This is a genomic window from Campylobacter gracilis (genome assembly GCF_001190745.1).
Lineage (GTDB): Bacteria > Campylobacterota > Campylobacteria > Campylobacterales > Campylobacteraceae > Campylobacter_B > Campylobacter_B gracilis.
On sequence record NZ_CP012196.1, the window covers coordinates 1,252,952 to 1,274,267 of the forward strand.

At 48.3% G+C, this 21,316-nt stretch carries 15 protein-coding genes; 10 read left to right on the forward strand and 5 right to left on the reverse strand.

Annotation, left to right across the window (positions count from 1 at the left end; translation table 11 throughout):
• The first annotated feature begins 8 nt into the window (after nt 1-8).
• The 6 genes from hisS (at nt 9) to CGRAC_RS06265 (ending at nt 7,807) form a co-directional block, all read left to right on the forward strand.
• The gene (gene hisS, locus CGRAC_RS06230; protein WP_005870333.1) at nt 9-1,250 is read left to right on the forward strand and encodes a histidine--tRNA ligase; all 1,242 of its coding nucleotides are present in this window, start codon (nt 9-11) and stop codon (nt 1,248-1,250) included.
• Entirely contained in the window at nt 1,247-3,085 is a 1,839-nt protein-coding gene (gene speA, locus CGRAC_RS06235; RefSeq protein ID WP_005870332.1) for a biosynthetic arginine decarboxylase, read from the forward strand. The genes hisS and speA overlap by 4 nt, the downstream gene beginning before the upstream one ends.
• The gene (cysE, locus tag CGRAC_RS06240) at nt 3,082-3,777 is read left to right on the forward strand and encodes a serine O-acetyltransferase (protein ID WP_005870331.1); all 696 of its coding nucleotides are present in this window, start codon (nt 3,082-3,084) and stop codon (nt 3,775-3,777) included. Before speA ends, cysE begins: the two co-directional genes overlap by 4 nt.
• A 10-nt stretch (nt 3,778-3,787) precedes the next feature.
• Nucleotides 3,788-4,267, forward strand: coding sequence for a DUF3828 domain-containing protein (locus CGRAC_RS06245; protein WP_005870330.1), 480 nt, complete (start codon nt 3,788-3,790; stop codon nt 4,265-4,267).
• Nucleotides 4,264-5,442 carry a pyridoxal phosphate-dependent aminotransferase gene (locus CGRAC_RS06250; RefSeq protein WP_005870329.1) on the forward strand — a complete coding sequence of 393 codons (1,179 nt, stop codon included), beginning with the start codon at nt 4,264-4,266 and terminating at the stop codon, nt 5,440-5,442. Before CGRAC_RS06245 ends, CGRAC_RS06250 begins: the two co-directional genes overlap by 4 nt.
• Before the next feature lie 1,375 nt (nt 5,443-6,817).
• A complete protein-coding gene (locus tag CGRAC_RS06265) occupies nt 6,818-7,807 on the forward strand; it encodes a c-type cytochrome (RefSeq protein ID WP_005870321.1) in 990 nt (329 codons plus the stop codon).
• Between the two features lie 237 nt (nt 7,808-8,044).
• Here the strand turns inward: CGRAC_RS06265 and CGRAC_RS06270 are convergent, their stop codons facing one another.
• Nucleotides 8,045-8,956 carry a LysR family transcriptional regulator gene (locus CGRAC_RS06270; RefSeq protein ID WP_005870318.1) on the reverse strand — a complete coding sequence of 304 codons (912 nt, stop codon included), beginning with the start codon at nt 8,954-8,956 and terminating at the stop codon, nt 8,045-8,047.
• Between the two features lie 140 nt (nt 8,957-9,096).
• Here CGRAC_RS06270 and CGRAC_RS06275 point away from each other — a divergent pair, with 140 nt between their 5' ends.
• From CGRAC_RS06275 to CGRAC_RS06285, 3 genes are all read left to right on the forward strand, one after another.
• Entirely contained in the window at nt 9,097-10,638 is a 1,542-nt protein-coding gene (locus tag CGRAC_RS06275) for a flavocytochrome c (protein WP_040303665.1), read from the forward strand.
• Between the two features lie 79 nt (nt 10,639-10,717).
• Nucleotides 10,718-11,149: a cytochrome c3 family protein gene (locus CGRAC_RS06280; RefSeq protein WP_005870314.1), complete on the forward strand. Its 432-nt coding sequence runs from the start codon at nt 10,718-10,720 to the stop codon at nt 11,147-11,149.
• Entirely contained in the window at nt 11,146-11,817 is a 672-nt protein-coding gene (locus tag CGRAC_RS06285) for a cytochrome c3 family protein (protein ID WP_005870313.1), read from the forward strand. The genes CGRAC_RS06280 and CGRAC_RS06285 overlap by 4 nt, the downstream gene beginning before the upstream one ends.
• A gap of 621 nt (nt 11,818-12,438) precedes the next feature.
• Here CGRAC_RS06285 and CGRAC_RS06295 read toward each other — a convergent pair.
• Nucleotides 12,439-13,830: an OprD family outer membrane porin gene (locus CGRAC_RS06295; protein ID WP_005870310.1), complete on the reverse strand. Its 1,392-nt coding sequence runs from the start codon at nt 13,828-13,830 to the stop codon at nt 12,439-12,441.
• A 449-nt stretch (nt 13,831-14,279) separates the two neighbouring features.
• On the reverse strand, nt 14,280-16,121 hold the full coding sequence (gene htpG, locus CGRAC_RS06300; protein ID WP_005870308.1) for a molecular chaperone HtpG: 1,842 nt from the start codon (nt 16,119-16,121) through the stop codon (nt 14,280-14,282).
• 333 nt (nt 16,122-16,454) lie between these two features.
• On the opposite strand from htpG, the gene CGRAC_RS06305 reads away from it, so the two are divergent.
• Nucleotides 16,455-17,366, forward strand: coding sequence for a tetratricopeptide repeat protein (locus tag CGRAC_RS06305; RefSeq protein ID WP_005870306.1), 912 nt, complete (start codon nt 16,455-16,457; stop codon nt 17,364-17,366).
• A 232-nt stretch (nt 17,367-17,598) separates the two neighbouring features.
• Here the strand turns inward: CGRAC_RS06305 and CGRAC_RS06315 are convergent, their stop codons facing one another.
• Together CGRAC_RS06315 and CGRAC_RS06320 are read right to left on the reverse strand one after the other, a co-directional pair.
• Nucleotides 17,599-18,612: a UDP-N-acetylglucosamine--N-acetylmuramyl-(pentapeptide) pyrophosphoryl-undecaprenol N-acetylglucosamine transferase gene (locus tag CGRAC_RS06315; protein ID WP_005870302.1), complete on the reverse strand. Its 1,014-nt coding sequence runs from the start codon at nt 18,610-18,612 to the stop codon at nt 17,599-17,601.
• A 138-nt stretch (nt 18,613-18,750) separates the two neighbouring features.
• Entirely contained in the window at nt 18,751-19,911 is a 1,161-nt protein-coding gene (locus CGRAC_RS06320; protein WP_005870301.1) for an FtsW/RodA/SpoVE family cell cycle protein, read from the reverse strand.
• Nucleotides 19,912-21,316 lie beyond the last annotated feature (1,405 nt).

Genomic DNA, 21,316 nt, shown 5'->3' on the forward strand with positions numbered 1-21,316 from the left:
TTTCATAGATGATCAAAGCACTTCGCGGTATGAACGATATTTTGGACGAGCAGGCGCGCATCTACTCGCAAATTTTAAACGTGTGCGAGCGCGTGGCGCGCAATTACGGCTTTTGTCTCATCGAAACGCCTAAGCTCGAACAGACCGCGCTATTTCGCCGCAGCGTCGGCGAGAGCAGCGACATCGTCGGCAAAGAGATGTACGAGTTTAGCGACAAAAGCGGAGATAGCGTCTGTCTGCGCCCCGAAGGCACTGCGGGCGTCGTGCGCGCCTTTATCGAAAAAAAGCTAGACCGCAGCGGCGGCGTGCATAAATTTTATTATCAAGGCTCGATGTTTCGCTATGAGCGCCCGCAAAAGGGGCGTCTGCGCGAGTTTCATCAATTCGGCGTCGAGTGCTTCGGGCAAAGTAGTGTTTATGAGGACGCGAGCGTGATCTTGATGCTAGCTCAAATTTTACGCGAGCTGAATGTCGCCGCAACGCTTAAAATCAACTCTTTAGGCGATGAGGAGTGCATGCCTGCGTATAAAACCAAGCTCGTAAATTTCTTGCAAGAACACAAAGACAGGCTCTGCGAGGACTGCCAAAGGCGTATCGACACCAATCCGATCCGCGTGCTGGACTGCAAAAACGAAAGCTGCCAGAAAATTTTAGCCGCCGCGCCTCTTATAACGGAAAATTTAAATGACGCCTGCGCCGCGGAATTTACGCAGCTGCAAAAAATTTTAACCCAAAACGGACAAAAATTTCAGATCGATGCGAAGCTCGTGCGCGGGCTTGATTACTACTGCAAGACCGCCTTTGAGTTCGTCTCATCCGAGCTTGGCGCACAAAGTGCCGTAGGCGGCGGCGGACGCTATGACAGACTCGTGGAGTTTTTAGGCGGCAGAAAGACGGCGGGCGTGGGCTTTGCGATCGGTATCGAGCGAATAGCCGAAATTTTAAAAACGCGCGAAGCCCCTCAAGAGCGCGAGGGAATTTATATCGGCGCGCTGGATGAGGCATTCGTAAGCACGGCATTTTCGTTTGCATTAAAGCTGCGAAAGTTTTGTAAAACTCAAATTTCATACGAGCCCAGGAGTCTAGCCAAGCATTTAAAAGCAGCCGACGGGGCGGAGGCGAAATTTTGCCTTTGCATCGGGCAGGACGAGTTTGACCGCGCCGAGGTGTGGTGCAAAAATTTAGAGGATCAAAGCACCTTTGCGATCAAATTTAAAGAGGTCGAAGCATTTTTTAAGGATAGAGCATGAGCGATTACGGACTAAATATTTGGGGGAATTCCAACTTCACGATAGACGGCGGCAAACTATGCCTAAACTCCGATTTCAAGCAGCCTTTGGTGGATATAATAAAAGAGATCCGCGCAGACGGCGTACGAGGCCCGATACTACTTCGCTTCCCGCACCTCATCAAAAAGCAGATCGTCGAAATTTACTCAAATTTTAACCGCGCTATTAAGGAGTTTGGCTACAAGGGAAAATTCCACGCTGTCTATCCGCTTAAAGTAAATCAATTCCCGGGCTTCGTTAGAAATTTAGTCGATATCGGCGAGCCTTACGGATACGGGCTCGAGGCCGGCAGCAAGCCAGAACTGCTGCTAGCGATGGCGTATAACAAATACGGCGCGCCAATTACCGTAAACGGTTTTAAAGATAAGGAGCTTATAAATATCGGCTTCATCGCCGCAGAGATGGGGCATAACGTAACGCTTACGATCGAGGGACTAAACGAGCTTGAAACCATCATCGAAACGGCTAAGGAGCGGTTTGCGCCAAAGCCTTTCATCGGGCTACGCATCAGGCTGCATAACTCCGGAAGCGGACTGTGGGCGAAAAGCGGCGGGATAAATTCTAAATTCGGCCTTACCTCGACTGAGCTTATAGAGGCGATAAACTTACTGAAGAAAAACGACCTCATCGAGCAGTTTACGATGATTCATTTTCATATCGGCTCGCAGATTACCGAGATCCACCCGCTCAAAAAGGCTCTCATCGAAGCGGGCAATATCTACACCGAGCTTCGCAAAATGGGTGCGAAAAATTTAAAATCCATAAATTTAGGCGGAGGTCTTGCTATCGAATACTCCCAAGCCAAAGAAAGCTCCAGCCGCAACTATACGCTAAAAGAATACGCCAACGACGTGGTTTTTTTGCTAAAATCGATCGCAGAGGATAAAAAAGAGGCCGAGCCTGATATTTTTATCGAGAGCGGCAGATACGTAGCCGCCAGCCACGCTGTGCTAGTAGCGCCGATTTTGGAGCTTTTTACCCAAGAATACGCCGAAGAAAAGCTCGCCCTAAAAAAGGATAATCCGCCGGTAGTCGCCGAGCTATACGATCTGTATAAAACTCTAAAGCCGTCCAACGCGCTAGAGTATCTGCACGACGCCATGTCGCATATGGAGAGCGTACTTACCCTTTTTGATCTGGGCTACGTCGATCTGATCGACCGCTCAAACGGCGAAATTTTAGTTCATCTAATAATGCGAAAGGCGTATGGAATTTTAGGCAACAAGCAAGAATACAGCAATTTCTTAAACTCCCTAGGCAACGCCCAAGAGCGCTATTTGGTAAATTTTTCGATCTTCCAAAGTCTGCCCGATTTTTGGGGCATCAAGCAGCACTTCCCGATCATGCCGCTAGAGAGGCTGGATGAGCGCGCCACGCTATCGGCGTCGATCTGGGATATTACTTGCGATAGCGACGGCGAGATAGAATTCGACAATCAAAAAAATCCGCTCTTTCTGCACGATTTCGATCCTGAAAAAGAGGAGTATTTTTTGGGCTTTTTCCTTGTCGGAGCCTATCAGGAGGTGCTTGGCATGAGCCACAACCTCTTTGCACACCCAACAGAGGCGACCGTGATTTTAAAGGATGACGGCGGCTTTGAGATCAAGGATTTTATCGAATCTCAATCGGTCATCGACATCTTGGAGGATATGGACTACGACGTAGTAGATATCCGCGAAAGCCTAAACGAGCGCGTCGAAAAATCAAATCTTATCGGAGATAAAGAGAAAAAGCATATCCTGGGCGAGCTATATCTGTTTTTAAACGACAATAGCTACTTAAAGACTATCAAATGAGTTTTTGGCAAATTTTAAAACAGGACTTCATCGAGCCGATGCGCCAGGACCCCGCATGCAATAGCGTATTTGAGATATTTTTCTGCTATCCCGGCGTCTGGGCGCTAATAAATTATCGCTTCGCGCATTTTTTCTACGAGCGAGGTTTTAAGCTTGTAGCTCGCGCAATCAGCGGGCTTAGCCGCATAATCACCGCCGTAGATATAAACCCGGGCGCGCGTATCGGCAGAGGAGTGTTTTTTGACCACGCTACGGGGCTTGTCATCGGAGAAACGGCGATCATCGGCGATAACTGTCTGATCTATCAGGGCGTCACTCTCGGCGGCGTGAGCTTAGAGCATGGCAAGCGCCATCCGACGCTGCAAAACGGCGTCGTAGTGGGCGCAGGAGCCAAAGTATTAGGCAACATCACTATCGGCGAAAATTCCAAAATAGGCGCAAATTCCGTAGTCGTAAAGGATGTCGCACCAAACTGCACCGCCGTGGGTGTGCCGGCTAGAATTTTAGGCGGCTGCGAGAGCGATCCTTTGGCGCATAATAAAATTCCAGATATCAGCCAGGAGCTTATCAAATATCTCATCAAACGTATCGAAATTTTGGAAGATTGCATCTGCAGTGGCAGAAAAGATATCTCCGCAATGGATGAGGATCTAAATAAATTCTACGAAGAGTATCTGAAATCATTAAAATAAGAGGGTTAAAGTGAAAAAAGCTCTATTTTTTATAATTTGTGCGATTTTGTCGGCAAGCGGCAGCGATGTTAATAGCGCGAAAAATTCCGCGAACGACGCCAGAATAAGCCTAGTAAAAAGTCTATACATCAAGGATACCTATTTCGGCGATCACAAAAATGCCCTATCGGCTTCTTTCAGATCCGTGCTTATGCAGGATGAAGCATCTGCTGGCGAAGGCGAGGTAGGCTGCTTGGACTATGATCCGATAATCGGCGGTCAGGATGTCTGCGACGACGCGAAATATGATTTTGAGCTAGGGCAGCGCGATACCGTCGTAGTGACGCAGACCTGCCCCTACGGTGCGCAGACGATAATCTACAAACTCGTCCGTAGCGGAGGAGATTATAAAATCGACGATATCTACGACCAGGACCCAAGTAGCGGCAGGGCTTTTAGCGTCAAAAATCAAATTTTAAATTGTCTAAATCAATCCAAGGAGCATCAATGAAATTAACACTTTCAAGTCGCGTAAGCAAGCTCGGCGAAAGCCTAACGATCGCAATCAGCACTAAAGCCAAACAGATGAAAGCTCAGGGGCAAGACGTCGTAATCCTAAGTGCGGGCGAGCCTGATTTCGATACCGCAGAGGTCGCCAAAAAGGCTGTCATAGAGGCTATGGCTAAAGGCTGCGGAAAATATACGCCGGTTGCCGGCACGCCTGAAATTTTAAATTTAATCGCGCAAAAGCTAAAGCGCGACAACGGCCTAAACTACAGGCCCGATCAGATCATCACCAACGTAGGCGCCAAACACTCGCTATTTAATGCTTTTAGCTGCATCTTAAACGAAGGCGATGAGGTTATAATACCGGCGCCTTATTGGGTCACCTACCCAGACATCGTAAAATTCTGCGGCAGCAAGCCCGTCATCGTAGACACCAAGGCGGAAAACCGATACAAAATCACCGCCTCACAGCTCAAAGCCGCGATCACGCCGCGCACGAAGGCGCTGTGTCTTTTCAACCCGAGCAACCCCGCAGGCGCCGTATATTCGCGCCAGGAGCTACAAGAGCTTGCGGAAGTGCTAAAAGGCACGGATATTTTAGTAATTGCCGATGAAATTTACGAAAAAATCGTCTTCGGCAAGAGCTTCATAGCCGCAGCAAGCATCAGCGAGGATATGTTCGGGCGCACCGTGACGATCAACGGGCTAAGCAAATGCGGCGCGATGCCCGGCTGGCGCTTCGGCTACACCGCCTGTGCGATCGATGAGCTAAATAAGGCGATGATCAGCCTGCAAAGCCAAAGCGTCAGCAACGTAGCTAGCATCGTCCAGGCAGGCGCGATGCCGGTATTGCGCGGCGAGGCGGATGATTATATCGAGGAGATGAGGCGCGAATACGAGCGCAGGCGCGATTTTGGTACGGACGCGATAGGCGCGATCCCAGGGCTTAGTGTCGTAAAACCAGATGGCGCATTTTATTTCTTCATAGATTGCTCCCAGGTAGAACCTGATAGTATGAAATTCTGCATGCAACTGCTAGATAAAGGGCTCGTAGCCACGGTGCCAGGAAGCGGATTTGGCATGGATGGGCACTTCCGCGTAAGCTTTGCGTGCTCTATGGAAAATCTAAAACGCGGCTTTGAGCGCATAGAAAAATTCGTAAAAAATTACCACATATAGGCACGCTAGCGAAATTTTGATCTAAATTTGTCGTAGCTTAGCGGCGAAATTTTTACATAAAATTTAATGCGGCTTGGCGGCAAATTTAGTGTGGCACGGCGTAGCTCAGTGCGAGATTAAATTAAAGCAAATCCGGTGCGACGCAGCACGGAATTTAACTCAAATTCCGCCCATCACAGCACGATACGACTCGGCTTAGCTCAGGTAGAGCGGTAGTTCAGTGCGGTTAAAATTAACGTTTTTTATCCGAGGCGTTTAAGTTTATTCCATGCTGTTTTATCCAAGAGTATTTAAATTTCGCCGTTTAATTCAAAATTATAACTATCGCGAGCTTGGCGATAAAGGCTAATTTGCCCTTGCTCTACTTAAGAACGATTAAGTTTCGCGCCGTTTTATTTAAAAGCATTAAAATTTCATACTTGCCGATGCTACTTCGATTTCCCCGATTCCTTTACGTTTTACTCAAGAGCGTTAAAATCTCATATCGCCGCATTACGGCGCCTGCCGCGCGGAATTTTATCTCGGCGGCGATATTTCTAGCGCGGATACGGTCCTGCGCGGCGCGCAGGCGAGATCCGACCGCCAAAGCCCAAATCCGCTTAAATTTAAAATTCCAAGCCCGCTCGGGTTAAATTTCAAACCTAGAGCCCGTTTAAGGCGCATGCAGGGCGAGCATAAATACGCGCGCCGCCCAAACGGCACATAGACGAGACGATCCGCCTCGTCCTATCGCGCCGGCAGACCTAGATAAATTTCAAATGCGGCGGCGATCCTGCTGTGATGCACCGCGACATGCTTTTGCAAATCTCGCGCCGAAATACCAATTTGCGACTTGTATTTCGGCGGCATGCCGCGACACGTTTTTGCAAACGGCTCGTTTGTGGCGGAGCAGTAGGGGCGGCACGGATCAAATATACCGCGGTTGCGTACGAGCGAAATGCCCGCCTAAATTTTACCCGTTCGCTTCTCCGCAAGCACTTACATGCGCTCCGAATTTATACGCGGCGCGGCGCTCGCATCCGCGACGCAAAAAATGAAGCGGTCTGTGCGCGCGACGCAAAATACAGAGGCGCGAAATACAGAGGCGCAGGAAGCGGCCGAGCGGTGCACGAAACGAGCCGCAAAGCTAAGAGGCTTTTAGGTTTGCGCTCTCGCAGGCCTTCAAAAATCGGTTTTTTTAAAATTTCCCCTGCGCGTAGATCGCAAAAATCAGCCTTTAATTTTTTTTCGCCCGCTCAAATTTTAAAATCGGCTCTTTAAAATTCTCCTCTGTGCGAGCTCTTAGAATTTCTCCTTTTTTTGAAATTTTAACGCACATTTAACTAAAAAATTCAATAATTTCAAATGTATATTTTACTTTTTTAAAGGAGAACATATGAGAAAAACTGCCCTTGTTTTAGCGCTTCCGCTATTTTTTACGCCCGTTTTAGGCTTTGATGTAGCCAAACTCAACGCCAAAAAAGCCGTGCCGTACGAGCAAAAGACGCAGGAATTTAGGCTGCCCGTAGGCATCGACGAAAACGGCGTCATAGACGAGGCGAAGCTCGGCGACTCGCCTTATGCAAAGACCGTCATCTACGGCGCGAAGCTCATCAACGAGACGACGAGGTATCTCGGACCGCAGGCAAAGGACGAAAAAATGCGCTTTGCGGGCAACAACCTATCCTGTTCGAGCTGCCATACGAGCGGCGGCGTCGTGCCCGATCAAAGCCCGTTTGTTGGTATCTACGCGAGATTTCCGCAGTATGTCGCGAGATCGGATCAGCTAGTCACGCTGCAAGACCGCATAAACGGCTGTTTTCAGCGCTCGATGGCGGGCAGAGCGATCCCTACGAACTCCAAAGAGATGCGCGCGATGATCGCCTACATGCACTGGCTCTCCGCAGGATATGAGGTCGGCGCAAAGGTAAGAGGCCAGGGGCTGCCGAAGGCGCAGTTTTTAGACCGCGCGGCGGATCCTAAAAAAGGCCGCGAAATTTACGCCGCAAAATGCGCCGCCTGCCATGGCGAAAACGGCGAAGGGATAAAAAACGAGGCGTTTGCTCAAAACGGCGATTACTACACATTCCCCGCGCTTTGGGGCGATGACAGCTACAATACGGGCGCCGGTATGTATAGGCTCATCGAAGGAGCAAGGTATGTCAAAGCCACTATGCCTAAAGGGGACGCCTCGCTAAGCTGGGAGGAAGCTTTCGACGTGACGGCGTATATAAACTCAAAACCGCGCAAGATCAAACCCGATAGGAAGAAAGATTTCCCCGATCTAGACGTCAAGCAGATGGATATGGACGTGGGGCCCTACAACGACGGATTTGACGAGAACGATCACCGCTTCGGCCCATACAAACGCATGATCAAAAAATAAAATCAAACGCCGTCCTTGCGGCGGCGGAATTTTGACGTAAATTTAATGCGGCTCGGAATTTAACGTAAATTTAGTGCAACGCGACACAGAATTTAATGCAAACAGCGTGATGCGGTACGGATCTTAAAGCATTCTGCTCGGCGCGGTATAGCTTGAAATTTGCGCGAATTTGCACAGCACGATACGGCTCAGCGCGAGATTTAAATACAAATTTGAGCATCTTACCGCCGACCCGTCCTACTCGCTGCTTTTGCCCGCTTTTATCATCTTTATAAATTCCTTTGCGAGCTTGGATGGCTTTTTATACACGACCGAAAACGACACGTCCAAAAGCGGCTCATCCGCGACGTCAAAGAGCGTGATGTAGTCCTTTTGCGTCTCAAAAATGTACCGCGCGAAGCTAAAACTCACGCAAAGCCCCGCCGCAACCATCGCATTAGCCACGTAAAAATAGGAGGTGTCGCAGAAAATTTGAGGCGTAAAGCCCGCGTTTTCAAAGATTTTTTTAAAATTCGATTCGCTTTTTAAAATTTTACTGCTGATTGCAAATTTATCGGATTTAAACTCGCTAAGCGAGATTTTAGGGTATTTCTCGGTAGAATTTATACTCGCTCGCGAAACCGCAGGATGCGATGAGCAGACGCTTAGAAGCAGCCTGCGCTTTTTTATAAACTCGCACTCAAGCCCCTCCGCGACAAGCTCGCCGAAGTGCGCGGCATAGACGATGTCAAGCTCGCCGCTTTTTAGCATCTCGATAAGCGCGGGTTCGGAGTGGACGTGCACGATCCTGATATCGGCCTTCGAAAACCTACTGCAAAAGACCGCGATGATCTTTTCGATAAATTTAAAGCTGGTCGAGGTCGCGCCGATAACGAGCTTACCCGTCTTGATAGACGAAAGCCCGCGTATTTCGTTATTTAGTTCCTTATTGAGCCTAAGCATATTTTTCGCTCTGGCGATGTAAATTTCGCCCGCGTATGTAAGCTCAAGGCCGTTTTTTCTATCAAAAATTTCGATCCCGAGCTCCTTTTCCAAAAGCATAATGCTCTTTGAAAGCGACGGTTGTGCGATTCCAAGCTCGCTCGCCGCTTTTGTAAAGCTTTTAAGCTCCGAAATTTTTACCGCAAATTCCATATGTCGTAAGCTCATATTTTGCCCCTTCGGTTGAAATTTTATAGCCTTTAGCTATTAAATTATATACCAAATAATATTTGACTTACATAAAGATTTAATATAAAATTACGACATTAATCTTTAAGGTTAAAAAATCTCTAAGTAAAGGGGCAAATATGCAGAGACGCGACATACTGAAAATGGGTATGGTAGGAGCCGGTGCACTCGCACTCGGCGCGGTAAATGCGCAAGCAAGCGCGGTGGACGCAAAGGACGTTAAATTTGACGAGGAGTGGGATGTAATCATCATCGGCAGCGGTTTTGCAGGGCTTGCGGCAGGCTTAAAAGCCGCGCAAAAAGGCAATAAAGTGCTAATCCTCGAAAAGATGGGTCGTATCGGCGGAAACTCCGTCATCAACGGCGGCGGTATGAGCGTGCCGATGAACCCTGTGCAGGAAAAAACGGGCATCAAAGACAGCAAAGAGCTATTTATGAACGACTGTCTAAAAGCAGGACTTGGCATCAACCACCCCGAGCTTTTAAGCACCCTAGCCGATCGCGGCTTGGACGCGTTTAAATTCCTCGTAGATAACGGCGTGCAATTTAAAATGGATCACTGCGCGCACTTCGGTGGGCACAGCGTCGCCCGCTCGATGCTAACTACAAACGATAGTGGCTCTGGCTACATCCAGCCGATGCTTGAAAAATTTGAAGCGCTAAAAGATAAGGGCTGCGAGCTTCGCCGCCGCGCTAAATTTGATGATTTCGTAATGGACGGCGAGCGAGTAGCGGGCGTCGCGATCCGCGAGGAGTATAAATTTGACCCAAATCTTTACAGCGACGATCTTGAAAACACGAGCGGCACAAAAAAGACGCTCAAAGCCAAAAAAGGCGTAGTGCTCGCAGCGGGCGGATTTTGCCGCGATAAAATTTTCCGCAAGCTTCAAGATCCACGCATCCCTGATGACGTCGATAGCACCAACCATCCTGGAGCAACTGCGGGCGTGCTGCTAAAAGCCTTTGAGATCGGCGCATATCCGGTGCAGGTCGATTGGATCCAGTTCGGTCCATGGGCGAGTCCCGATGAGAAGGGCTTCGGCACCGCTCCGATTCTAACTCAACAAGGCACCTTTAAATACGGTATTGCCGTAGACGTTCGCACGGGCAAACGCTTTATGAACGAGCTTGCAGATCGCAAGACTAGAGCGGACGCCGAGTTTAAAATTTTGCGCGAGGATCCAAAAGCCTATCCGATAACATTTGCCGACACCAAAATGGCGTTTAAAGACCTAAGCGAAGAGGTGATTTCCAAGGGCATGGCAAGCGGCAAGCTAGTAGGCGAATGCGCGAGCCTAGATGAGATCGCCAGTAAATACGGAGTGCCTGCGGATGCTTTAAAGCAGAGCGTCAAAAAATACAACGAGGGCGTTAAAGCCAAAAAAGACGAGTTCGGCAAGCAAGAAAGCGCACTAAGCGAGATCAACGAAGCAGGGCCTTTCTACGTCATCCGCCTCTCGCCGAAACCTCACCACACGATGGGCGGTCTAAAGATCAACACCAAAGCCGAGGTCTTATCATCTAAGACGAATAAGCCGATCCCTGGGCTTTGGGCTGCAGGCGAGATCACCGGCGGAACTCACGGCGCAAGTCGCTTAGGCACCGTCGCGATTACCGACTGCATAGTTTTCGGAATGATCGCAGGCGAGCAGATCGCTTAACTAGGTCTGAGCGCAAGCTCTTTAAATCTTTGCCGGTAGCGAAAGCGGGCCGGCAAGGCAGTTTTCTAAAAGGTTGTAAATGAAAAATTTCAGTTTTACGGCGCTGTTTCTGTGCTGTATCATCGCGACTTTGTTCGGCGCGCCGAGCGCTAATGACGCCAACGCCACGAACATAGTCGTTTCAGATGAGCTTCGGGCAAAATACAAAATCAAACCTCATCACGAGCATTTGTCGTTTGATTGCGTTGATTGCCACATAAATCAAGGAAGCGATCCGTCTAAATTTAAAAGTATCGGCGACAAGGGCTGTATCAGCTGCCACGGCGACAAAAAGCAGCTTGCTTTGAGGCTTAAATTTATGGATACGCTCAAGGCCAATCCGCACAACTCCGTCCACGACGGTCCTACTCTATACTGCGACGAATGTCACAACGAGCACAAGGCATCTACGAATATGTGTACCGAATGCCACGAGCACGAAGTGCCACAATGGATGGGGGTGACGCCATGAGAATTTCTAAAAAATTACTAGCGCTTATCATCTTAATAAGCGGTATTATAGGCTTTTTCGTCGTCGTGCCGGTGCACTATGCGCTTGAGAAAACGAGCACCGATAAATTCTGCGACGTCTGCCACGAGATGGATCCGATGGTGATCGCCTATCAAGACGACGTGCATTCGGGCAAGGGCAAAACGGGCATCAAAGCCCAATGCGTCGACTGCCACCTACCGCACGACAATATCGTAAAATATGTCTATCAAAAGGCCAAAAACGGCGTGTTGGAGGGCTACTCGCACTTCTTTGACGAGCCTGAAAAATTTGATTGGAACAAAAGGCGCGAAGAGCGCGAGCACTATGTGTTTGACAACGGCTGCACGAGCTGCCACGCCACCGTGATCGACAGCAAAATCACCTCCGAGCAGGCACAGCGCATGCACGCGCACTACAAAAAGCTCCTAGGCACCGAGCGCGAGCTCAAATGCGCGAGCTGCCACGTAAGCGCAGGTCACGGCATCGGGCTTCGCAACTACCTAGAGTACTGGCGACCGACGTATAAAATTTACGAAAAGAAGATGATGGAGGAAAAGATCAAAGCTAAGAAGGGATTTTTCGGCGACGAGTATAAACCTAGCGCTGAAGAGCAGGCCTTTATGGACGCTTCTAGCGCGAAGAAATAACGCTTTGAGATTATAAGCGCTTCATTCACGCTCCGCCGCAGGTTAAATTTAAAGCTCAATTTTGGGCTTCTATTTAATCCGCGGCGGTTTAAATTTAGCGGGGTCAAATTTATCCCGCTTGATCCGACGAGTAAAATTTTATCCTTTCTCATCTCTTTTTCGCTTTTTGGACAGCTTTAAAATTTATCCAAATTTAAAATTTTACCAGAAGGCAGCTGTGCAAAAATCATCGCTTTTTTTAATATCTCAGCGCCGTGCTATGGCGCAGTCAATGCCTGTAAGAGCTTAAAGGCAAATCAGTTTGCCGATGGTCTGCTTGCGGTAAAATGCTGATAAAATTTTACTAGATTAAATAGCTACGTTAAATTTAAATAGCAGGTTTTAGAATTTTAAAATTTCGCCGATCTATCTTGTAAATTTATCGTCTAAATTTAGCCATTGCTGCATTAAATTTTAAAAGCCATGTTTAGTTTGGATGAAACATTTATCAAGCGCGAGCCCGCTTGATAATGCATGATGGGGAAGAGTAAATTTTTCGGGTTTAAACGCCCTTTTTGCGTCATATACGAGGCAAAATAATGCAGATGAGAAAGAGCGGAAAATACTCCGCTCTTTAAAATTTTACTTGCCGCTTAGATCAAATTTATACGCAGCCTGCAACCATATCTCGTTCTCGTCGAACTTTCTATTTACGCCGCTAGCGTAGTGGTCGCTCCTCTCAAGCGCAGTATAAGTTACGCCCAAGCTTAGCCCCTTCACGGCCTTAGGAGCGTAGTTTGCCGTTACCGCCCAGCCCTCTATGTCCATGCTGGTGCCGACTCTTTGGCCCGCAGCCCCGCTAGCATTGATATTATTAGTGCCGCCTACTCTGTCTTGATCGCCTTTTACGTAGTGTAGCGCGGTTTTGAAGCCATCTAGGCCAATAGCGCCGAAATTGTAATCAAGCACGATCTTATGCGTATCCATACCCGCGTATCCCGTGAATACGAACGGACCTCTAATAGGCAGAGCGGTGTATGATCCAGGGCCGTTGCCGACGCCCAAAATAACGGCATCGTCGTCGCTAACGGTCGTATAGGCATACGATAGACCGAATCCGAAAAACTCGCTAACCGAGACTCTTGCGCCGAACATATCGCCATCAAGCCTTCTTGGCTCCAGCCCTCCGTCCACGCGCGAGCCTTTGTAGTTAAGATCAAATCCTAGCTTTAAAATCTCGCCTACCGGCACTTTTACGTTCGCCTCGGCAAGATACAGGCTAACGTCGCCTTCCTTTAATGCGTTAGCGGGCTTTACGTCCGTTACCGCTGCGTAAGCGCCGGTTAAAGTAGTATAAGGCAAGGATTTGTTTTGAACGTATGCGGAGAAAATATTTTCAAATTTTACGGCGACCGGACCGGTCATATTACCCAGAATCACCCTATCTTTAAATAAAGGAGCCTTTCCTTCGCCAGCCGGAGCACCCATAGCGGTTTTACTCCTTCCTTGGAATTTATAAAACCATCCGCCCCACAAGGTAGTATCGGGGATATCTTTATTAGATATCGCCACGCCCTCGAAAGCTTCTTTAAACGCCCTCGTATAGTTGCCTGCTACCAGCGGAGTAACGACATATTGTCTACCCGCCTTTATATCGGTATTGCCTATGCCGTATCCCAGGTATAATTCAGATAATACCGCACCCTTGGTATACCACTCCTTATCGTAGGCGGCCTTATTGCTTGAGCCTACATGATACGGCATCAACCAGCCTTGCCCGGTAAGCCCTATTCTAAAGCCGTAAAGAGGATCGGTAACGTATCCGAGCTCAAGACCCACGCCGAATGCCTCGTAGTCGTTATCGCCCGTAGCGGCTTCGCCTCTATTATCTACGGTTTTATTGGCGTAAGTTGTCTTTACCGTTCCGCCAAGCTTACCGTTAGTAATCGCCTCAGCTACGCTCTCCGCCGCGCTTAGCGAGGATACAACGCATGCGCAAACCGCCGCAGCTAAACTTAGTTTGATGAGTTTCATTCGAAATCTCCTTTCATAAAGATTTACAAATATTTATAAAATGAATTATATCAAACAATCTCGCCGTTTGCGATAAAAAAGGGGCAAATTTAAAATAAAAATTACGCAACTTTATAAAGATTAAATTAATTAGAGGTGGAATTTATAGCCCGATTTATGATTTCATGTTTTGGCGAATATTTTCGGCTCTCGCCCCAACCTCAACTCGCGGATAAAAGCGATCAATACCTCAAAATTTCTAAAACGCCAAACCGAGCCGCCGAATAAAATTTTTACCGAAATCAAAGAGTGAAATTCCGCCGCTTTTAAATTTTAAAATTTAGAAAGCGCGGTAAAGCTTGCTAGCTAAAAATTTCTTTTTAAATTTAAAGCGCGACTACATAGATTTATACAGCCTATGCAACCGCGCGGAATTTAGGTAGCGGATCGAAGCTCTAAATTTAGATAATCTACAGAGCCTTTGCGATAAGCTCGTTTACGTTTTTGATAAACTCGCTCGGATTTTCCAGCTCCTGCCCCTCGCTAAGGCGCGCCAGATCGTATATTATCTCGGATACTTGCGGTAGCATTAGCTTATCGACCTGCAGCTTTTTGATGATCTCGTGATCTGCGTTGATCTCCAAAATCGGCTTTATTGGCGGCAGATTGCGGTTTCCCATCTGCTTAAGCAGCTGCTGCGTCGCAAAATCGGGATCGTTCTCGTCAAAAACAAGGCAGGAAAGCGAGCCGCTTAGACGCGATGAAATTTTAACGTCCTTGACGCGTTCGCCTAAAATTTCTTTGATCCTTGCGGCAATCTCTTTGGCTTGCGGCGTCGCGGCGTCGTCGCTCGAAGCTTCCTGCTTGATCGAAGTCGCGTTTTTAACTGGCGTCTTATCAAACTCAAAAACGCCTGGCATCACGATCGTATCGATCTCATCGTCGCAGAGCAGCACCTCCGTGCCCTCGGTGTTAAATTTCTCGATCAGAGGCGAGCTTTTAAGCATCGCGGCGCTGTTTCCCGCGATATAATAAATCTCTTTTTGACCCTCTTTCATTTTTTCCTTATACTCGCTAAGCGTGATGAGGCCGTCTCGCAGATTTGATTTGAAAAGGCATAATTTTAAAATTTCCTCTTTGTTTGCGCCGAAACCGTAAAGCCCCTCTTTCAAAACCCTGCCGAATAATTCGTAAAATTTTATGTATTTTTCGCGATCGTTCTGCAAAAGCTTTTCTAGCTCGGATAGAATTTTTTTCACGCTCTGCTCGCGGACGTAGGCTAGAATTCGATTTTCTTGTAAAATTTCGCGACTTACGTTTAGCGGCAGATCCTCGACATCCATTATGCCGCGTACGAAGCGCAGATAGCTAGGCAGCAGCTCTTTGGCGTCGTCGGTGATGAAAACGCGCTTGACGTAGAGCTTCACGCCGCTTTGATAATCGACGCGGTATAGATCGAAAGGCTCGCTACTCGGCACGTAAAAGAGCGTCGTGTATTCGTGCGTGCCCTCAGCCTTGGTGTGAATGTAAAATAGCGGATCGCCGCTGTCGTGGCTGATCTGCTTGTAAAATTCATTGTAATCGCTCGGTTTTAGGCTGCTTTTCGGCAGTTGCCAAAGTGCGCTCGCGCGGTTGATCTGGACGTTTTTAACCTCGCTATGTCCCTGCTCGCCCTCTTTTTGCGCGGGAACGTATTCTTCTTTATCCATAAAGATCGGATAAGGGATGTGGTTGGAGTATTTTTTGATAATGCCCTCGAGCCTATAGCCGTCCAAAAACTCCTCATCTTTCATATGCAGAATTATCGTCGTACCGAAGTCCTCTTTCTGCGCCTTTTCGATCGCGTAGTTGCTCGCGTCGCTGCTCCATTTAAAAGCATCCTGCGAGAGCGGCTTGCGGCTGATCACCTCGATACGATCTGCAACCATAAACGCCGAATAAAACCCGACGCCGAACTGCCCGATAAGGTTGCTATCCTTCGCCGCATCTCCGCTAAGGCTTGCCATAAAGCCCTTCGTACCGCTGCGCGCGATGGTGCCCAGATTGCTCTCGAGCTCGGCCTCGTCCATGCCGATGCCGTTGTCGCCGATGCTTAGCGTTTTGGCTTCTTTGTCGATCTTGATATCGATGCGCGGCACATACGAAAGCGCCTTATATTCGTCGTTTGTAAGGCACAAATAGTTTAATTTATCCAGCGCGTCGCTTGCGTTTGAGATGAGCTCGCGCAGGAAAATCTCCTTGTTTGAATAAAGCGAATGGATCATCAAATTTAGCAGATCATTCACTTCGGTCTTAAATTTTTTCTTTGCCATTATGCGGTCCTTTTTGAAAATTTTGGCAGATTATATCATGGAGTGCTAATCTTGTCAAGAGTAAATAAATAAACTTGATATGAATACTATCAAGTTTTGTAAATTTATGCGCGTCCGAGGTATATAAAATTTAAACCTAGCTGCAGATGATACCGGCGATAACCAATCCAAATTTTACGGCGCATCTGCACCAAATTTGCGGATTTTTCTTAGCCGTCGTTTTTTGAAAATTTCAAAATAAGATGATATAATCCGCCTTGATTCCAATGCGATTTTTATGATAAAAACGAGCGTTTGACTAAAACAAAATTTATCTAGCAAAAAGGATTTCATTTGAATAACGAAGAAATCATACAACGCATAAATGAGCTGAGAGAAAAGCGGGGCAAAAATTTAAAAAGCTCAAACGAAAATGTCTGCGAGACGGATGCTAATGCAGATCTGAATGCGGACGCCGCCGTAAATTTGACTGAAAAATCAGGCGCAGGTTCGGCCGCAAATTTAAGCCAAAAACCGAGCCCTAAGCCCTCCGTCGCTACCGCAAGAAATAAACAATCGTTCAAAGATGCAGATCTCCGCGCTCCACGCAATAATCGCTCTACGCCGAAAATACTCCCTCTCGTCGTCGTATGTATAGTCGCGATCTTTATAGCGATAAAAGCGCCTTTTCGCACAGAAATTTTGAACAAAACCCGAATTCCTATCAATCAAGCTAACGAAGACACAAACAAAAATCCTAAAGAAATTTCTATTCACACCAAAGACGGCACTTTAAAAATGAAAAATCCCGTAAGATTTCGCGAAGATTGCGACGGCGGAGACGGCGATGCCTGCGCCGTACTTTCGAGCCTATTGCTACTAAATGGCGAAATTTCGCAAGAAGGCGCCAAAGATCTGCTTAAAAAAGGCTGCTACGAGCTTAACGGCGGCGAAAGCTGCACGAGACTCGCAGGCTACGAGGATAGAGATTCGCAAGAGAGTAGAAAACTGTACAAAAAAGCATGCAAGCTCGGCAATGGTGAGGGCTGCTTCATGTTCGGTTACGTCGCGTATTTTGACGACGATGACAAAGAAACGGGTACGCGATACTTTGAGCGATCGTGTGAGTTGCGATTTGCAGAGGCATGCTATTTTCTAGTGGGAATTTATTCAAATGATCCGGCAAAATCGCAAAGATATCAGGCTTTATTTGAAAAATATCAACAAGAAAACGACGATGCGATAATCAGCTTTAGGCGCAGATAATTTTACACTCAATGCACTTTTGCGCGCTTTGTTTGCGCGCTTAAATTTGCGCAAATCAAAAAAGCGTCCTTCGCCTGCAAGCATGCAAATTTAAAATTTTTACTCAAACCGAAGCACCGCGTAAAATTTACGCAAACGCAAAAAGTCAAATTTAATCGGTTTAAATTTAAAGCCTCGTGCAGAAGTCGTCTCAAATTTACACACAAAGCGCGAGTATGAAAACAAAAGTGCCTTAAATTTTACTCATCACGTCGTCGATTATCGCTTGCGCGCCGTTTCGATCCACGAGCTCAAGCAGTCCTTTGCTCGCTCGCGCCACGTCGAAGCTCTCAATCAAGCTCAATATCCGCTCGCCGCTTGCGTCCTGCTGGCGTAAAATTTCACAAAGTCCGCGCTCTTTAAGAAATTTCGCGTTATAAAACTGATGATCCGCCGCCGCGAACGGAAACGGCACAAATATCGCGGGCAGGCCATTTGCGCAGAGCTCCCACAGCGTGCTGGCGCCGCTGCGTCCGACGCAAAGATCGGCGCTTGCGATGAGCTCGTGCATGTTTTTGCAAAAGCCCACGAGCTGTATATCTAGGCCCTGCTGCGCGTAGGTCTGCGAGATGCGCTCAAACTCGCGCTCGCCGCACTGATGGATCACGCCGTAGCCGAGACCCAAGAGCTTGGGCGCAAGCTCCACGGCAAGCGAGTTGATAAAGCTCGCTCCCTGCGAGCCGCCCAAAAAGATAACCCTCTTAAGTGCCGTGCGCTGCCGCGCCGTCTCGAAAAAAATATCCGCGATCGGATAAGCGAACGCGGGCTTTTCATAGGAGCTGTAAAACGCGCGCGCAAAGGGCCTCAGTAGGCGGTTGAGCCTCCCGCAAACGGCGTTCTGTTCGTGGATAAAAAACGGCACGCGAGAAAGGATTGCCGCGATGGATGCGGGCGCCGAGCTGTATCCACCCACGCTGATGAGCGCGCGGACGCCGTTTTGCTTTAAAATTTTACGCGCCACAAGCGAGAGGCGCAGGATGTTTAGCAGCGAGGCTAGCTTGGCAAGACCCTTTTTATCGACGACGCCCGAGCTTTGCAAAAAATAGGTACGCGCAAAAAGCTCGCTATTTTCAAACCACGCGCGATCCTGCCCGCGGTTTGAGCCGATAAAGATCGCTCTGATGCCCTGCTTCGCAAGATGGGCGGCTAAATTTTTAGCGATTATCAGATGCCCGCCGGTGCCGCCGCCGCTGATTGCTATGACCATACTTTTCCTTTAAATTTATAAAATTTCGCGCTTAAATTTAAGCCGCGGCGTGCTTCGGCGCAGAATTTCAAACGCAAAATTCGCCTCTAAATTTACGCCTAAATTTAAATCGCACTCGTTCCAAAGCCCGCAAAAGCTTTAAAATTTCGCCCTTTTCGACGCCATCAAAACGAGCCCCACCGCAAACGATGCCGCGAGCAGATGGCTGCCGCCGTAGCTCAGAAACGGCACGGCGATACCCTTAACCGGCGAGATCGACGTAATGCCGTAGGAGTTGATAATGAACGAAAAGAAAAACATAAAGCCGATACCGAGGCAAAAGAGGAAATTTACGTTACTCGGCGACTTGCTCGCGGTCTGAAAGATGCGAAATAGCATCGCATAAAATAGCACCACGATGAGCAAAATCCCGATAAATCCCCACTCCTCGGCGATACCTGCGAGCACAAAGTCGGTATGCACCTCGCTCAGATATCCTAGCTTAAAGCTTCCAAGCCCGAGCCCCTGTCCGAAAAACTCGCCGTTGTTTATCGCATTGAGCGAGTGTCCGACCTGATACGGCGCGCTAGCGTCCTCTATACGCAGCCCGGCGGCTGTTTCGGGCGACATAAATGACAGCACAAAATCCTGCACGCCGCCCCACCACGAGCGCACGCGATCGACCCTGTGCGCGCTCGTGACGATAAAAACGTAAGCAAGCCCCAAAATCCCCATAAAGCTAAAGCCGATGAGCTTGAAACTCGTGCCCGCAAAAAGCGACATAAAAATCATCGTAAGCCCCAGCACCGCGACCTGTCCCAGATCGTTTTGCACGATGGCGACTAGGATCACTACAAAGCCGAAAAGCGCTACGTAAGGAAGCAGCGTCGCGATCTCGCGCCCGATGCTTTTTTTGGAGTGATCGAGCTTGCGCGAGAAGCTCCACGCCAAAAAGTAGATGAAGCCCACCTTGAAAAATTCCACCGGCGCGAGGTTAAAAAACGGCAGTCTGATCCAGCGCGCCGCGCCGTTTACGTCGGCGACCAAAGATTTAGGTAAAAAGCCCATCGCAAGCATCAAAATCCCCATGATCGCAAAAAGCGACATGCACACCGGCGTTAGGCATTTATCGGGATCGGCGCGAGAGACGATCCACATCACCGCGATGCACGCGATCCCTACCGCGCACTGACGATAAAAAAAATGCAGTGGTGTAGCACCCAGCAGAAGCACCGTATATGAGCTCAGCGACAGCGAAAATATCATGCCGATCGTAATGAGCGCGCAGGTGAAGTAATATAGCCATTTATCGGTTCTCAATCATCTCTCCGTTTTAAAATTTATTCGCATTTACGCGCGCCGTGCACGCTTCGTTTGCCGCGCGAGGCTCAAATCTTGAATCACGCCCGTGCTGCACGGCACCGATCGTGGCACCGCCTTTTAAAAAGCGTACGGCACGACCACGTATTGTCTTTTGGCACGCAATGCGATCATGCATCTTTGGCGCACGGCGCACATTATTTTTCTCGCACATAGGCGGCTTTATGGCGCACACTACGGGATAGCACGCCACAACAAGTATAATCTTGCGTTATTCCGCAAGCGCGCATTGCGTACGCTCTATTCTAACATATCGCGACGACTTTTGACGCACGCTGTGGATAGAGCGCTGCGAAGCGCAATCCACGCCGCTTTTTAAGTGCAAATTCTACTCTCGCGTATCGCGAAGCCTTTCGACACGCGCTACCACGCCGTAGAGCGCAACCTCCCACTATCTTTTAATACACAGGCGGGTGCATTCTACTCTGGCAGGCGTATCGCGGCGACTTTCGGCACGCGATAACAAGGTCGCAAACCTCGACTATGCAAAATCGCACACGAGTAGCGCGCGGTAACTGCAAAATTTTACGCCGCAACATCCATTACAAACACGCTCGCATGCCAATCGATTTTCGGTGCATGGCCAACGTAAAACGCGCCGCATCTTACAATACAGCCGCACTTTAAAATGTGATTTCGCTGCAAAACCGCGTTTGTACTGCATAGTCCGTGCGCAATTTCGTTTTAAATTCATTCGCTGCTACGTCGCAAATTTGTTAAATTTATACGCGCAGCGACACAAATTTCGTTCCGAAATTTTACGCCGCAGAGCATTGTAAACACTCGCTCGCAAAACATACCGTATGCAGCCGCACTGCGAATTATACCCACACAAAACACCGCGTGCCAAACAGCTTGTCGCGCGGCTTGCTACACAACGGTTTTTAACGTGCAGCGCGAGCACTCGCGCTGCAAATCAGTCGCTGCGAACGACTGCGATACTCCGCTACCAACCTTCAGGCGTGGCAAACTTTTCTCATGTACTCGCGCACGGCAAGCCAATACTCCGACAGTTTCTCTCGCTCGCGCAGTTGCAAAACGCTTAATATCGGCGCGGCGCGATTTAAAATTCAGGTCCGCTGCGGCAAATTCTAAAATTTTAAAATTTCAAAGCCAAAAAAAGGGAAATTTTAAAATCAAAATTTGCGCTGCAAGCCGCCCGTCGCCCCATACACAGCAGCTTCTGATAAAATTTCAAATTTACGTCGCGAATCACCGCAACCCATAGCCTTTGAACGAAATTTTATCCGTCGCAGATCGCCTATCGCTTACATATCGGTAACTCGGGAAGCTTTAAATTCTGCGTCACAGATGGAATTTAAATCCCGCCGAGCATTAAAATTTA